11 protein-coding genes and 1 tRNA gene are annotated in these 14,450 nt (G+C 57.9%); 10 read left to right on the top strand and 2 right to left on the bottom strand.

Annotated elements, in window-relative coordinates; genetic code table 11:
• Positions 1-27 precede the first annotated feature (27 nt).
• From ACZ1HJ_RS17915 to ACZ1HJ_RS17890, 6 genes are read left to right on the top strand one after another with little or no spacing between them, the layout of a single operon-like run.
• Entirely contained in the window at positions 28-1,566 is a 1,539-nt protein-coding gene (locus ACZ1HJ_RS17915; RefSeq protein ID WP_472719992.1) for a type I restriction-modification system subunit M, read from the top strand.
• The gene (locus ACZ1HJ_RS17910; protein ID WP_472719991.1) at positions 1,563-3,071 is read left to right on the top strand and encodes a type I restriction-modification system subunit M; all 1,509 of its coding nucleotides are present in this window, start codon (positions 1,563-1,565) and stop codon (positions 3,069-3,071) included. Before ACZ1HJ_RS17915 ends, ACZ1HJ_RS17910 begins: the two co-directional genes overlap by 4 nt.
• On the top strand, positions 3,064-4,236 hold the full coding sequence (locus ACZ1HJ_RS17905) for a restriction endonuclease subunit S (protein ID WP_472719990.1): 1,173 nt from the start codon (positions 3,064-3,066) through the stop codon (positions 4,234-4,236). The genes ACZ1HJ_RS17910 and ACZ1HJ_RS17905 overlap by 8 nt, the downstream gene beginning before the upstream one ends.
• On the top strand, positions 4,233-7,193 hold the full coding sequence (locus tag ACZ1HJ_RS17900) for a type I restriction endonuclease subunit R (protein ID WP_472719989.1): 2,961 nt from the start codon (positions 4,233-4,235) through the stop codon (positions 7,191-7,193). The genes ACZ1HJ_RS17905 and ACZ1HJ_RS17900 overlap by 4 nt, the downstream gene beginning before the upstream one ends.
• 11 nt (positions 7,194-7,204) lie before the next feature.
• Entirely contained in the window at positions 7,205-7,933 is a 729-nt protein-coding gene (locus ACZ1HJ_RS17895) for a hypothetical protein (protein ID WP_472719988.1), read from the top strand.
• Between the two features lie 6 nt (positions 7,934-7,939).
• Entirely contained in the window at positions 7,940-8,386 is a 447-nt protein-coding gene (locus ACZ1HJ_RS17890) for an exonuclease domain-containing protein (RefSeq protein WP_472719987.1), read from the top strand.
• A 154-nt stretch (positions 8,387-8,540) separates the two neighbouring features.
• Here the strand turns inward: ACZ1HJ_RS17890 and ACZ1HJ_RS17885 are convergent.
• Positions 8,541-8,614: transfer RNA gene (locus tag ACZ1HJ_RS17885), tRNA-Cys, on the bottom strand.
• 216 nt (positions 8,615-8,830) lie between these two features.
• On the opposite strand from ACZ1HJ_RS17885, the gene ACZ1HJ_RS17880 reads away from it, so the two are divergent.
• The 3 genes from ACZ1HJ_RS17880 to ACZ1HJ_RS17870 all read left to right on the top strand — a co-directional run bounded on the left by ACZ1HJ_RS17880 (position 8,831) and on the right by ACZ1HJ_RS17870 (position 12,355).
• Positions 8,831-9,484, top strand: coding sequence for a protein-L-isoaspartate O-methyltransferase family protein (locus ACZ1HJ_RS17880; RefSeq protein WP_472719986.1), 654 nt, complete (start codon positions 8,831-8,833; stop codon positions 9,482-9,484).
• A gap of 63 nt (positions 9,485-9,547) precedes the next feature.
• Entirely contained in the window at positions 9,548-10,930 is a 1,383-nt protein-coding gene (locus ACZ1HJ_RS17875; protein ID WP_472722233.1) for a TolC family outer membrane protein, read from the top strand.
• A gap of 72 nt (positions 10,931-11,002) precedes the next feature.
• Positions 11,003-12,355 carry a midas domain-containing protein gene (locus tag ACZ1HJ_RS17870; RefSeq protein WP_472719985.1) on the top strand — a complete coding sequence of 451 codons (1,353 nt, stop codon included), beginning with the start codon at positions 11,003-11,005 and terminating at the stop codon, positions 12,353-12,355.
• Here the strand turns inward: ACZ1HJ_RS17870 and ACZ1HJ_RS17865 are convergent.
• Entirely contained in the window at positions 12,340-13,806 is a 1,467-nt protein-coding gene (locus ACZ1HJ_RS17865; protein WP_472719984.1) for a cobyric acid synthase, read from the bottom strand. The genes ACZ1HJ_RS17870 and ACZ1HJ_RS17865 overlap by 16 nt on opposite strands.
• A gap of 58 nt (positions 13,807-13,864) precedes the next feature.
• Between ACZ1HJ_RS17865 and ACZ1HJ_RS17860 the strand changes: the two genes are divergently transcribed.
• Complete coding sequence (locus ACZ1HJ_RS17860) at positions 13,865-14,449, top strand: cobalamin biosynthesis protein CobQ (protein WP_472719983.1); 585 nt, start codon at positions 13,865-13,867, stop codon at positions 14,447-14,449.
• Position 14,450: the final 1 nt, after the last annotated feature.

Raw genomic sequence — 14,450 nt, 5'->3', positions numbered from 1 at the left:
CAGGAGCTTTTTGCTTGATTTGTGTGGTTGAAACAATTTGCTTTTCAAGGTCTTATAAAGGTTATGCAGAATGATGCGGCTGAATTGAAATCCGCCCTTTGGGAGGCGGCCAATACCCTACGCGGGTCCGCGGTCGATAGAACCGATTGGAAGGGTTACATTCTTCCTCTCTTGTTCTTTAAGCGTATCTCTGACGTGTGGGACGAAGAGACTACCGAGGCACAAGAGCTATACGGCGAAGCAGACCCTTCGCTGTTTCCAGAAATTCACCGCTTTGTCGTTCCAGAAGGGTGCCACTGGAACGATGTTCGCGAGACCGCGACAAATGTCGGGACAACTCTTCACCGTGCGATGCAGGAGATCGAACGAGCCAACCCAGACACGCTCTTCCGCGTTTTCGGCACCGCCGACTGGGGCAACAAAGAGAAGTTCTCGGATGAACTGCTCAAGGATCTGATCGAGGGCCTCTCGGACATCGGGCTCGGCAACAAAGCGGTCAGCACCGATGTCCTCGGCGACGCCTACGAGTACCTGATCGGCAAGTTCGCCGACGTCACCCGCCGTAACAAAGCCGGCGAGTTCTATACCCCACGCAGCGTCGTGCGGATGATGGTCGAGATCCTAGACCCCCAAGAAGGCGAGAGCATCTACGACCCCGCCTGCGGAACGGGCGGCATGCTGCTTGGCGCGATTGAACACGTCATGCGCAAAGGTGGCGACCCGCGAATGTTTTACGGCAAGATATACGGCCAAGAGAAGAACCTCACGACCTCCGCCATCGCGCGGATGAACCTGGTGTTGCACGGGATCGAGGATTTCCAGATTGCCCGCGAGGACACGCTGCGCAGCCCCGCCTTCACGGATTCTAGCGCCAGCGGCATCGCCACATTCGACTGTGTCATCGCTAACCCGCCGTTCTCGCTGAAGGAATGGGGACGCGAGCTGTGGGAGGCCGATCCTTGGGGCCGTGCCCAGTACGGCATCCCGCCTGAGAGCTACGGCGATTATGCCTTCGTTCAGCACATGATCTCGTCGATGGCTCCAACCGGAAACAGCCGGATGGCCGTGGTCCTGCCGCAGGGCGCCTTGTTCCGAAAGTCGGCCGAGGGAAGCATCCGTCAGGCGCTGCTCGAGAACGACATGATCGAGGCCGTCATCGGCCTGGCCCCGAACCTGTTCTATGGGACCCAACTTGCCGGCTGCGTGGTCGTGCTCCGGCGGAAGAAGCCTCCAGAGCGCAAGAACAAGGTCCTGATCATCGACGCGTCGAGCCTGTTCCGCAAAGGCCGGGCCCAGAACTTCCTCGACCATGACCACAGCGACCAGATCGTATCGTGGTATCGCGCCTTCGAGGATGTCGAGGATCGCGCCAAGGTCGCCACCATCGACGAGATCAAGAAGGAAGGCTGGACGCTCAACATCTCCCGCTACGTGCTGCCGCCCATCGGCGAGGACATTCCACCGCTCCCCGAGGCCGTCGATGCGTTCAAGACGGCCCTTGCGGATGCGCGCGCTGCCGAGGATCACATGCGCAAGGTGCTGACCGAGGGAGGCTGGCTGCAATGACCGACCACCTCTCTCAGCGCGAGCTCGAAAGCTATCTCTGGGGCGCGGCGACGCTGCTCCGCGGCCTTGTCGATGCCAGCGATTACAAGCAGTACATCTTCCCGCTGATGTTCTTCAAACGCCTCTCCGACGTCTGGGACGAGGATTATCAGGACGCACTCGACGAAACCGAAGACGACGGCTACGCGACCGCCACGGCCAATGACCGCTTTGTCATCCCCGAAGGCGCGCATTGGAACGACGTGCGCAGCGCGCCAAAGGACGTGGGGCGGGCAATGCTCTCGGCGTTCCTCGCCATCGAATCCGCCAATCCGGAACGGCTGCAGGGCGTCTTCGGCAACGCCAACTGGACCGACAAGGGCCAGATGCCCGACGCAACACTTAAGAACCTGATCGAGCACTTCTCCAAGCACGACCTCACGCTGGCCGCCGTGCCGGAGGACGAGCTCGGCAACGGCTACGAATACCTGATCAAGAAATTCGCTGACGACAGCGGCCACACCGCGCAGGAGTTCTACACCAACCGCACCCTGGTCCATCTGATGGCGCAGATGCTGGAGCCGCAACCGGGTGAAAGCATCTATGATCCGACCTGCGGCACCGGCGGCATGCTGATCTCCTGCCTTGCCGAAGCCAAGCGGCGCGGCGGCGACACCCGCACCATGGGCCTTTACGGGCAGGAGCTGATCACCATCACCGCCGCCATTGCGCGGATGAACCTCGTGATCCATGGCGTGTCGGACTTCCACATCGCCAGCGGCAATACGCTCGCCAACCCGGCCTTCGCGGAAGGGGACGCGCTACGCACCTTCGACGTGGTCCTCGCCAATCCGCCGTACTCCATCAAGAAATGGAACCGCGGCGCGTGGGAGAAGGATGTCTGGGGTCGCAACTTCCTTGGCACCCCGCCACAGGGGCGCGCGGACTATGCCTTCTTCCAGCACATCCTCAACAGCATGGATCCCAAAACCGGGCGCTGCGCGATCCTGTTCCCGCATGGCGTGCTCTTCCGCAACGAAGAGGCCGAAATGCGACGCAAGCTGATCGAGGCCGATCTGGTGGAATGCGTGCTCGGGCTTGGACCGGGCTTGTTCTACAACTCTCCGATGGAAGCCTGCGTCATCCTCTGCCGCAGCAAAAAGCCCGCCGACCGGCAAGGGCGCATCCTGTTCATCGACGCAGTGGCCGAGATTGCACGCGAACGGGCGCAGAGCTTTCTGCGGCCACAGGATCAGGCGCGCATCCTTGCGGCCTATCAGGATTTCACCGATGCGCCGGGGTTTTCCAGCGTTGTCAGAACCGCCGATGTACTGGCGGCCGAGGGCAACCTGTCCATCGCCCGCTATGTAAAGAAGCCAAAGCCAGAGGTGCCGGTGGGCGAGGCCGTGACCCTGACCGCCGCCTGGGACATCTTCGATGCCGAGGGGCGCGGCTTCTGGACTGGCATGGATGCACTGGTCGACATGCTCGACGGGTTGGAACCGGCGGAGGACGCCGATGCTTGAGCAGGTGATCTCGAACAAGGCTGGCTGGACCCGCGTGGCCTTCGGTGACGTGGTGCGCCTGTCAAAGCTCCGGGCAAAAGACCCCGAAGCCGAGGGTTATGAGCGCGTCGTAGGGCTTGAGCATATAGAACCCGGCGATCTGCGCATTCGACGCTGGGCGGATATTGCGGATGGCACGACTTTCACCTCGGTTTTCAAGCCCGGACAGGTCCTGTTTGGCAAGCGGCGCGCGTATCAGCGCAAGGTGGCTGTGGCAGATTTCGAAGGGGTCTGCTCAGGTGACATTTATGTTTTGGAGCCTTCCAGCGATGCGCTGATGCCTGAACTTCTGCCCTTCATTTGTCAGACAGATGCGTTCTTCGATCATGCCGTCGGCACGTCGGCCGGATCGCTGTCACCCCGCACGAACTGGAAGAGCCTCGCTGACTTCGAATTCCTGCTGCCACCGATCCAAGAGCAGGCGCGTTTGATGGAGGCGCTGACTGCCGCTGAAAGTGCGGCAGAGGAAATACTCAAAGCCGGTGAGATGGCGAGAAAACTCTATCTGTCGCTTCTCAGGGAGATGGTTGACCGTTTGGTCGACGAACCATCGCTTACGCTCTCAGATATTTGTTCGACCTCAGCTCCGCTCTGCTATGGCGTTGTGCAGCCAGGTGATGAAGTGCCAACCGGAATTCCTTTGATCCGGGTTTGCGACATTGAAAACGACGAAATTCGCCGTTCGGAGCTAAAGCGTATATCGGCGACTATTGATGCAAACTATAAACGATCGCGTGTCTCTGAGGGCGACGTCCTTGTTTCAATCGTCGGAACTATCGGACGTGTGTATGTGGCGACCGAGGAAGATAATGGCGCGAATATAGCAAGGGCGATAGCGCGCATACGACCGCGTGAAGATCTTCTTCCTGACTTTTTGGCGTATGTGCTCAGATCGCCAAGCTACCAAGAATTGCTGGTCAACGAAGCTTTCGAGTCAGCCCGAAAAACACTTAACTTGAATGCGCTTGGTATTCTTGAGGTGCCAGTGCCGTCATTGGCTCAGCAGGAGCTGTGGTGTGAAAGACTATCCTCGATAGAGGGCGAGAGAAAGAAAATCGAAGATCGACACCGCAAACTCAAAGGCCTCGTTTCACTGTTTTTGAGCGAGGAAACAATAGAGCAATGACATTCAACGAGGCCAACACCGTCGAAGCCTTCATCCGCGACCGCCTCACCGGAACGAGCGGCCCGACCACCGTCACACCCGGCCTCGCCCGGCAGGGCGGCGCGATCTCTGGCCTCGGCTGGCATTTCGTCGGCCCCGCCGACCTGCCGCGCCAGTCGCAGGAGGCGCTGGTCGAGCCCTATCTGCGCGACGCCCTGATCCGCCTGAACCCCGACATCGCCGCTAATCCGGGCCGCGTGGATGACGTGCTCTACCGACTGCGCGCCATCGTCATGAGCGCGCGCTCGGATGGGCTGGTGAAGGCCAACGAGGAATTCGCCGCCTGGATGCTTGGCGAACGCTCCATGCCCTTCGGCGCGAATGGCGAACACGTCACCATCCGGCTGATCGACTTCGACGACATCGAACAGAACAGCTTTGTCGTCACCCAGCAGTTCACCTTTCGCGCCGGCAAGACCGAAAAGCGCGCTGATCTGGTGTTGTTGGTCAACGGCCTGCCGCTTGTCCTGATCGAGGCCAAGACGCCGGTCCGCTCCAGCCAAAGCTGGCTTGACGCCGCACTTCAGGTCCATGACGATTACGAGAAGAACATACCGGAACTGTTCGTGCCGAACGTCTTTTCCGTCGGGACCGAGGGCAAGGAGTACCGCTACGGCTCCGTCCGGATGCCTGTCGATCTCTGGGGCCCTTGGCGCACGGACGATGATGTTCTGCAATCGATGGGAGAGGTCGAAAAGGCCGTCACCGACATGCTGCGTCCGGCCATGGTGCTGGACCTGCTCGCCAACTTCACCGCGTTCGCTACGCAGAAGGGCAAACAGCGCATCAAGGTCATCGCCCGCTACCAGCAGGTCGAGGGCGTCAACAAAATCGTCGAGCGCGTCGTTGCGGGCCAGGTGCGCAAGGGTCTGATTTGGCACTTTCAAGGTTCTGGCAAATCGCTGCTGATGCTGTTCGCTTCCAAGAAGTTGCGTCTGCATCCGGCGCTGAAGAACCCGACCGTGTTAGTGGTGGTGGACCGCATCGACCTCGACAGCCAGATCGCCGGCACCTTCTATGCGGCCGACATGGCGAACCTGGTGCGCACCGACAGCCGCAAGGAACTGTCCGACCTGCTGGCCAAGGACGTGCGAAAAGTCGTTATCACCACGATCCACAAGTTCGCCGAGGCGGACGGCGTGCTGAACGATCGCGACAATATCATCGTCATGGTCGATGAAGCGCACCGGACGCAAGAAGGTGACTTGGGCCGCAAGATGCGCGAGGCGCTGCCGAGCGCGTTCCTGTTCGGCCTTACTGGCACGCCGATCAACCGCGCTGACCGCAACACATTCTACGCATTTGGCGCCGAGATCGACGAGAACGGTTATATGAGCCGCTACGGACTTAACGACTCAATTCGCGACGGCGCGACCAAGGAGCTGCATTTTGAGCCGCGGCTAGTCGATCTCCACATTGATCAACAGGCCATCGAAGCGGCCTATGCTGAATTGACAGATGGCCTAACAGACGAGGACAAGGACAAGCTCGGCCGCGCCGCTGCGAAGATGTCGATACTCGTAAAAGCACCTGAGCGGATCAGTGCTATTTGCGCGGATATCGCCCAACACTTTCAGACCAAAGTTCAGCCGAACGGCTTCGGAGCCCAGGTTGTTACCTTCGATCGCGAAAGCTGCCTGCTCTATAAGAAAGAACTCGATAAGCACCTGTCGCCGGAGACCTCCGACATCGTCATGTCGGTTAACAGTGGTGAGACGGAATACGCTGAGTACAAGCGCGACCGGGATGCCGAGGAAAAGCTGCTCGACCGCTTCCGCGACCCAAAGGACCCGCTGAAGATCATCATCGTGACATCAAAGCTGTTGACTGGATTCGACGCCCCGATCCTGCAGACGATGTACTTGGACAAGCCGCTGCGCGACCACACGCTCTTACAGGCGATCTGCCGGACGAACCGCCCCTATGGTGAGCAGAAGACCCACGGCCTGATCGTCGATTACCTCGGAATCTTCGACGACGTCGCACAGGCGCTGAAGTTCGACGAGAAGGGTGTCCAGAAGGCTGTCTCTAACATCGCAGAACTGGCCGCGATGTTGCCATCCGCGATCCAGAAATGCCTGGAATATTTCGCCGGCGTCGACCGCACCCTCACCGGTTACGAGGGTCTGATCGCAGCGCAGGATTGCTTGCCAAATGATGAGCGGCGCGACGCTTTCGCGTCTGATTTCAGCGTGCTGAGCCGCATCTGGGAAGCACTGTCGCCCGACCCAGTGCTGACCCCCTTTGAAAAGGACTACCGCTGGCTGGCACAGGTCTATGAATCCCTGAAGCCTTCAACGGGAACAGGGCGGCTTCTTTGGCACCGGCTGGGCGCCAAGACCATCGAACTGATCCACGAGCATGTTCACGTCGATGCTGTGCGAGACGACCTGGACACGCTGGTGATGGATGCGGAGTTGCTCGAAGCTGTTCTTGGGAACCCCGACCCCGAAAAGAAAGCCAAAGAAATTTCGGTCAAGGTGACCGGCCGGCTGCGGAAGCACGCCGGAAACCCGAAATACAAGGCACTGGCCGAACGTTTGGAGGATCTGAAGAACCGCCACCAGCAAGGGCTGCTGCTCAGCATTGATTTCCTGAAGGAGTTGCTCGAACTCGCCAAGGATGTCGTCAAGACGGAGCGTGAAACCCCAGTGGAGGAGGATATCGATCGCGGTAAGGCTGCCCTCACCGAGCTCTTCGAGGAGGCGAAGAACGGCGATACACCCATTATGGTTAAACGAGTTGTCGATGACATCGACGAGATCGTACGTGCCGTGAGGTTTGACGGCTGGCAGGACACCCACGCCGGCGAGCGAGAGGTAAAGAAGGCCCTTCGCCAGACACTGTTCAAGTATAAGCTCCACCAAGATGTCGAGCTGTTCGACCGCGCCTATGCATATATCCGTGAATATTACTGAAGGGCATGACAATGGCCCAACGAAAATTCATTCTTCTAGATACCAACTTGGTTGCAGGTTATTATTTGCCTCGATCGATGCGTTCGAAGAAAGCTGTAGCACGGATCGAGAATATCTTTGACGCGAAGCGCTCCGGCGCAGCTGATATCTTTCTTTATCTTCCCAACTTTTGTGTCGCTGAAGTCTTTAGCGTGTTCATGAAGCATAGCTATGGCAAGTGGAACAGAAGGCACGTCAAGAGCACAATCGACACCCGAGTTTACAAGAGCTTAGTGAACCAAGTTCAAGATGACATTCACAACGGGAAATTCATCTACCACTACGAACTATCCAGATATCATGTTCTTGGAATAAATCTTGTGGCGCCTGTTGATCACTATTTTCGAGTAAACCGTGGAAAGAAAGTCCAAGTTGCTCCGATGGGTACTTTCGATCACTTGATCATCGCGATGGGCATCCATCTGGTTAAGATCCATGGCGCCGAGAACGTCGCGATAGTCTCAGCTGATGACCGGCTCACAAACATACTAGCCAAGTGTCGATCAGCGATTCCCGAAAGCACAATCAAGAAACTGAATCTCGACAAATGCGAGGAGCTGACCGGCTATAAGTTCGAACCAAACACGTTCCCACTGGGCTTGAATTTGAAGTCAGCTTCAAAGACCGACTTGTCAGACTTTTTCGGCACCTGGCCGCTGCCAGTGGGCAAGGTACCAGATGTTTATAGGTGGACGAGTTAGGCTGTAATGAGCTTTGTCTTTTACGACACCGAAACCACCGGTACGGACACAACGTTCGACCAGATTCTGCAGTTCGCTGCCATTCGAACCGATGCCGACCTAAACGAACTAGACCGCTTCGAAACCCGCTGCCGCCTTCTTCCCCATGTGATCCCAGCACCCGGTGCACTGTTGGCCACGCGTATAACACCAGCAATGCTGGCCGATCCCAATCTGCCATCCCACTATGAAATGATGCTGCAGATCGCCGAGAAGTTGCGCGCGTGGTCACCGGCGATCTTCGCCGGGTACAACACCCTCTCCTTCGACGAGCCCTTGCTGCGTCAGGCGTTCTACCAAACGCTACAGCCGGTTTACCTGACCAATACCAACGGTAACCAACGGGCGGATGTGCTGCGCCTGGCCCAGGCCACGGCAGCATTGGCTCCCAATGCTAGGGGGATGCCCGTCTGAAATTGATGGGTCATTCACTCAATAATCAACAGCTTCAAAATAGACGTAATCAGTAAGTAAGGGACATTCGCACAAAACATCACAAAACATATAGGGACCTAAAGAGGTGCCTGAGAAAATTTTTCAATTTAACAAATTGATTTTAAAATAAAAATGGAGGCGAGTACCGGAATCGAACCGGTGTACACGGATTTGCAATCCGCTGCGTCACCACTCCGCCAACTCGCCAACCGGGTGATAACGCGGGATTATACTGGACCGCCGAAGAGCGCAACCCCCGCCTGCCACGCGCGTTGACGCACATTCACGTTTCGTTATCGCCCTCTTTCGCATCGTTTCGACGCAAGGGGTCGCGGGCAGGAATTCGCTGTCGGCAGGCATTGTTCACGCGGGCCTTCTGTGTCAAAACCACTTTCAAGGATTCCGAACGCAAGAGTTTAGCTGATGACCGACTATTCCGAGCGCCGCACCATGATGGTCGATACGCAAATCCGCCCGTCAGATGTGACCAAGTTTCCCATTATCGATGCCATGTTATCTGTACCGCGCGAAGCGTTTGTCCCGCGCAACCTGCGCGAAGCGGCGTATGTTGGTGAAAACCTTGATCTGGGCGGGCGACGCGTGATGCTTGAGCCCCGGACATTGGCCAAGATGCTGGATGCGTTGGAAATTCAGGGCGATGATCTGGTTTTGGATATCGGGTCGGCCTTGGGATATTCCGCCGCCGTAATGGCGCGCATGGCAGAAGCCGTTGTTGCTGTCGAAGAAAACGCCGATATGGCAAGCGAGGCGCAGGCGCTGTTGTCGGAAAACGGTGCAGACAATGTCATTTTGCACGAAGGTGAGTTGGCACAGGGCGCCGCCGAACACGGACCCTATGATGTGATCACGGTTCAGGGCGCGGTAGAACATGTACCACAAGGGTTGGTGGACCAGCTCAAAGATGGGGGACGCATGGGGTGTCTCTTTATGGAAGGGGCATTGGGCGTCGTGCGGATCGGCTACAAGATCGATGGTCGCATCAACTGGCGTTATTCATTCAATGCGGGCGCACCGGTTGTTCCGGGATTTGAAAAGCACGCCGCGTTTACGTTCTAAGTGGGCCCTGTGCCCGTCCGATTGGAGGCTGATGTGACCAAAGCCGTTTTCACAAAGCTGCGTATGGCAGGCGCCGCAGTGTTGCTCTCTCTGGCGACCGTCGCCCCCGTTGCACAGGCGGAAACTTTGGCCGATGCGTTGGCCAGTGCATATGAACACAGCGGCCTTTTGGAGCAGAACCGGGCCTTGCTGCGGGCCGCCGATGAAGATGTGGCTATTGCCGTATCCTCTTTGCGTCCGATTCTGAACTGGACCGCTGATGTTACACGCAGCTTTGGTCGTACGCGCGGCGTAAATGGCTCGTTCAACACCGGATCGACCGATGTGAATGTGGGCCTGACAGGGCAGTTGTTGCTCTATGATTTTGGGCGCTCGCGCCTGCAGGTCGAGTCGCAAAAGGAACTGGTTCTGGCAACGCGCCAATCCTTGGTTTCGATCGAGCAGCAGGTGCTTTTGCGCGCGGTGCAGGCCTATATGAATGTGCGCCGGAACAGTGAATTTGTGGCGATCCGTCAAAACAACCTGCGCCTTCTGAGTGAAGAATTGCGCGCGGCCAAAGACCGGTTTGAGGTGGGTGAAGTGACCCGCACAGATGTGGCCCAGGCCGAGGCGCGTTTGGCCACGGCGCGCAGTGGTCTGGCGCTGGCACAGGGTGATCTCATTCAGGCGGTTGAGGAATTTCGCGCCGCTGTCGGCCGCAAACCCGGCAATCTGGTGCCCCCGTCGCGCTTGCCGCGCCTGTCGGGCGATGTGGATGCGGCCAAGGCGGTTGCAGTCCGGCGTCATCCGGACATGTTGCAGGCCCAGCATAACGTGGCAGTGGCTGATTTGAATATCATGGTGGCAAAGGCGGCGGTGAAGCCCACCGTGAACCTGACAACCCGACTGGGCGTTGGCGAAGAAATCGGCGGCAGTGATTTCAACCGTACGGGCAGTGTCGGGGTTGAGGTGACGGGGCCGATCTATCAGGGAGGCCGTCTCAGTGCGGCGACCCGTCAGGCGATTGCACAGCGTGACGCGCAACGCGGCGCGTTGCATGAGGTGCGCCATCTGGTGCAGCAAAATGTTGGCAATGCTTATGCTAATTTACGCGCGGCCCGAGCGGCAACACTGGCGGGTGAAGAGGGCGTGCGAGCTGCCACGGTGGCATTCCGCGGCGTGCGCGAAGAGGCCAAACTGGGCGCGCGAACCACGCTGGATGTGCTGGACACGGAACAGGAACTTCTGGATGCGCGCGCCAACCTTGTATCAGCGCAGGTGGACGTCTACATCGCGGCTTACGGCGTTCTGGCAGCGACCGGTGAATTGACGGCGAAAGACCTGAACCTTGGTGTTCAGACCTATGACCCGACGGCCTATTACAATCTGGTCAAGGACGCCCCTGTTGCCCGCAGCAAACAAGGTCAAAAACTCGACAAAGTTTTGCGCGCTCTGGGGAAAAACTAAATCCTTTTCTAATCGGTTGTGTGAAAAGATGCGCATAGATAAACTATGCTCAGGCAAGAGTGGTATTAAGATATGTCGAAACCCGTCACAAACGTGGAAATCGAAGACGTTTTGTCGTCCATACGCAGGCTCGTATCCTCCTCTGATCGTGTTGAACGACCTGCAGAAAATGCGGAGCAGGAAGAGGTGGATCGATTGGTTTTGACGCCATCGTTGCGCGTTGACGATGATGCGGATAGCATTAAAGAAACCGTTGAAGAACAAGATGTTGAAGAGAGCAGCTCAGGCGATGACACGGTTCATTTGGAAACTGATTTTGACACCGCAGATGGGGCGGATGACACGGATGCCGATGCCGAAAAACTGGATGAAATCGCGCAGGCTTTGACCGACAACACTGAGGCGTCGGACACTGCCGATGACGTTTTGGAAAGCGATGCGATTGATCAGTCAGAGGCCGAAACAGAGACCGATGATCTGGATGATCTCCTGGCGAAAAATACAGACAATTCTCAGGGTATTGAGCATGTCGAGACGGCGGAAGATGATCTGTCGGCGGAATTTGCCGCTGCGGAAGATGCAACAGAAGCCGAGGACCTTGACGCCGACATGGATGCGGCTTTGGCGCGTGGCGAGCAGGATTTGCGAACGCGTGCCGCAGAGTTTGAAACAGTGGTCGCCGGGCGTGATGATCAGTGGGACCCGGATGGAACCACCGAAGATGATAATGCCGCGACGCCGGTAAGCCCACTTTTGTGGATGGACCATGTGGAGGGTGCCGAAGATACGGCTGTCGCACCGGATGACGAAGTGGACATGGCGCTGGCGGCGGCGGTTTTTCGGCGGAGTAGGGCGCAGAAGCCGGAAGAAGATGATGATGGTTCTTCGGATGCAGCAGAAGACCTAGCCGTGACCGACAATTCGCCCGACAGCGATGAGGTCGAGGCCAGTGTCGAGCCTGATGCCACGGAGGATGGCGATGAGGGCGTTGAAAACACGGCGCCGTCGGAGGATCTGGATGCTGTCGATCTGGATCGTGTCATGGCCGATTTGGCGCAGGATACGCTGGAGGCCCAGATCGAGGCTGGAAGCGGCGTTTTAGACAATTTTGAAACGGATGCGCCGGAGGATGGCGAGGCTTCGGAAGAGGCAGAGATCGACGTAGAGCCAGCGGCTTTTGCCTTCCGGTCAAAGGCCGCGGAGGACGCCGAGGAGGGCGACGGTGTCGAAGCGCCGGACGACACATCTGACGCGCCGTTGACCATTGACGAAACCCTTCTGGATGAAGACGCACTCCGCGATATGGTTAGCGATATCGTCCGGCAGGAATTGCAGGGCGCTTTGGGCGAGCGGATCACCCGCAACGTGCGCAAATTGGTGCGCCGCGAGATCCACCGCGCGTTGGCCAGTCAGGAATTGGAATAAGCGGTCGGCGCGGCGGCGAGGCGCAGTAGCGCGTCTAAATCCATATGTTTTTCAAGGTGTTCCGCCAGGGCGCCCAGCGTGTCCTCGACATCGGAACCATAGTCGATCTGCGAGGTGACACCGAGTTCATCCAAAAACGTGGCCCGAAAGGCGTCAGCTGCAAAAAGCCCATGCAGATAGCAACCCCTGACGCGTCCCGTGGCGTTGGCGGCCCCTTCGCGCCGGGGGCCCACCGATATCCACGCGCGGTCACAATCAGGGCCGCTGGTTTCACCCAGATGGATTTCGTAGCCCGATATCGGATCCCCTGTCGGACGATACATCGCTTGGGTCAGGGCAACGCGCTTTTGCGGTTTCATCACGGTAGAAATGTCCAGATGTCCCAATCCAGTGACACTGGTTTGTGTGCCCTCGATCCCATCGGGATCAGCAATATGCTGGCCCAGCATCTGATACCCACCACAGAGCCCCAGCACATGCCCCCCGCGTCGGATATGTGCCGCCAAATCTATATCCCACCCATTGGCACGAAAATCAGCCAGATCGGCGATGGTGGATTTGCTGCCAGGGATCAGAACCAGATCGGCGTCACCGGGCAGGGCTTGCCCGGGCTGGACAATGGTAACGCTGACATCAGGCTCCGAGGAGAGGGGGTCGAGGTCATCAAAATTGGCAATTCGGGCCAGTCGCGGCACGGCGATTTTGCATGTGCCGCCTTTGGTTGATGCGATATCCAACACGTCTTCTGCCGGCAGCTTCCAGGCGCGGTCAAACCACGGGACAACACCGAGCGACGGCCAACCCGAACGGGAAATCGTTTCGGTCAATCCTTCATCAAACAAACGAGGATCGCCGCGAAACTTGTTGATTGCAAACGCTTTAATGAGCTTGGCGTCACTATCTGGCAGTATGTTTTTGGTCCCAACGATTTGGGCAATAACACCACCGCGGTCAATGTCACCGATCAAAATCACCGGCACGCCCGCGGCTTCGGCAAAGCCCATATTGGCGATATCTCCGGCCCGCAGGTTGATCTCTGCAGGGCTGCCGGCGCCTTCGATCAACACCAGATCGGCGGTGGCGCAAAGACGACGAAAGCTTTCCAAAACGGCTGGCAAAAGCTGCGCCTTGGCCTTTCCATATTCGGCGGCGCGTAACGTGGCAAACCGCTGACCGTTCAGGATAATTTGCGCGCCGGTTTCGGTTTCGGGTTTGAGCAGGACGGGGTTCATATCCGTGTGCGGCGCCCGGCGCGCGGCCAGAGCTTGCAACGCCTGCGCGCGGCCGATTTCGCCGCCTTCCGGCGTCACGGCTGCGTTGTTGGACATGTTTTGGGGCTTGAACGGAGCCACGCCAAGGCCACGATTTGTGAAGGCGCGGGCCAGGCCTGCCACAATCATCGACTTGCCCACATTCGAGCCTGCCCCCTGGATCATGATTGCTTTTGCCATTTCCGGCCTCATAGTAACCTTTGCCGGTGATACTCATTGGCCGCGCCAAGGGAAAGACATGAACACACCTGCTCATCTGATATTTGCGGCGGCGGCTTTTGCTCGCCCCCACGAACGCCGCCGGACGGTTGCGGCGCTGACCGGGGCGCTGGCGCCGGACGTGTCACTTTATCTGATGGCCGGATACGCGGTTTTCGTGATGGGGCTCAGCCCGCATTACGTGTTTGGAACGCTGTACTTTTCCGATGCCTGGCAAATGGTCTTCAAGATCGATAATTCCTTTATTCTATGGGGGGCAGGGCTGGTGCTCGGCTGGTGGTTCAAATCCCCGACGGCGATGGTTTTTGCGGCGGCGGGGCTCTTGCATCTGGCCTTCGATTTCCCGCTGCACCACGATGACGGGCGCGCGCATTTCTGGCCGATCAGCGACTGGGTATTTCAAAGCCCGCTCAGTTATTGGGACAACCGGCACTATGGCTGGATCGTCGGGCCCATCGAAATGGTGATCTCATTTGCGTTTTGCGTGGTGCTGTTCTTGCGATTCGACAGCATCCGATCGCGGGCCGTGATCTGTCTGGCCGGAGCGCTTCAACTGGCTCCGGTTTTTGTCTGGGCCTTTGTTTTTGCCGGCGGCGGAACGTAAA

This window comes from Roseovarius sp. JB2-10 (assembly GCF_055693585.1).
This window is presented reverse-complemented; position numbering and strand designations above follow the sequence as displayed.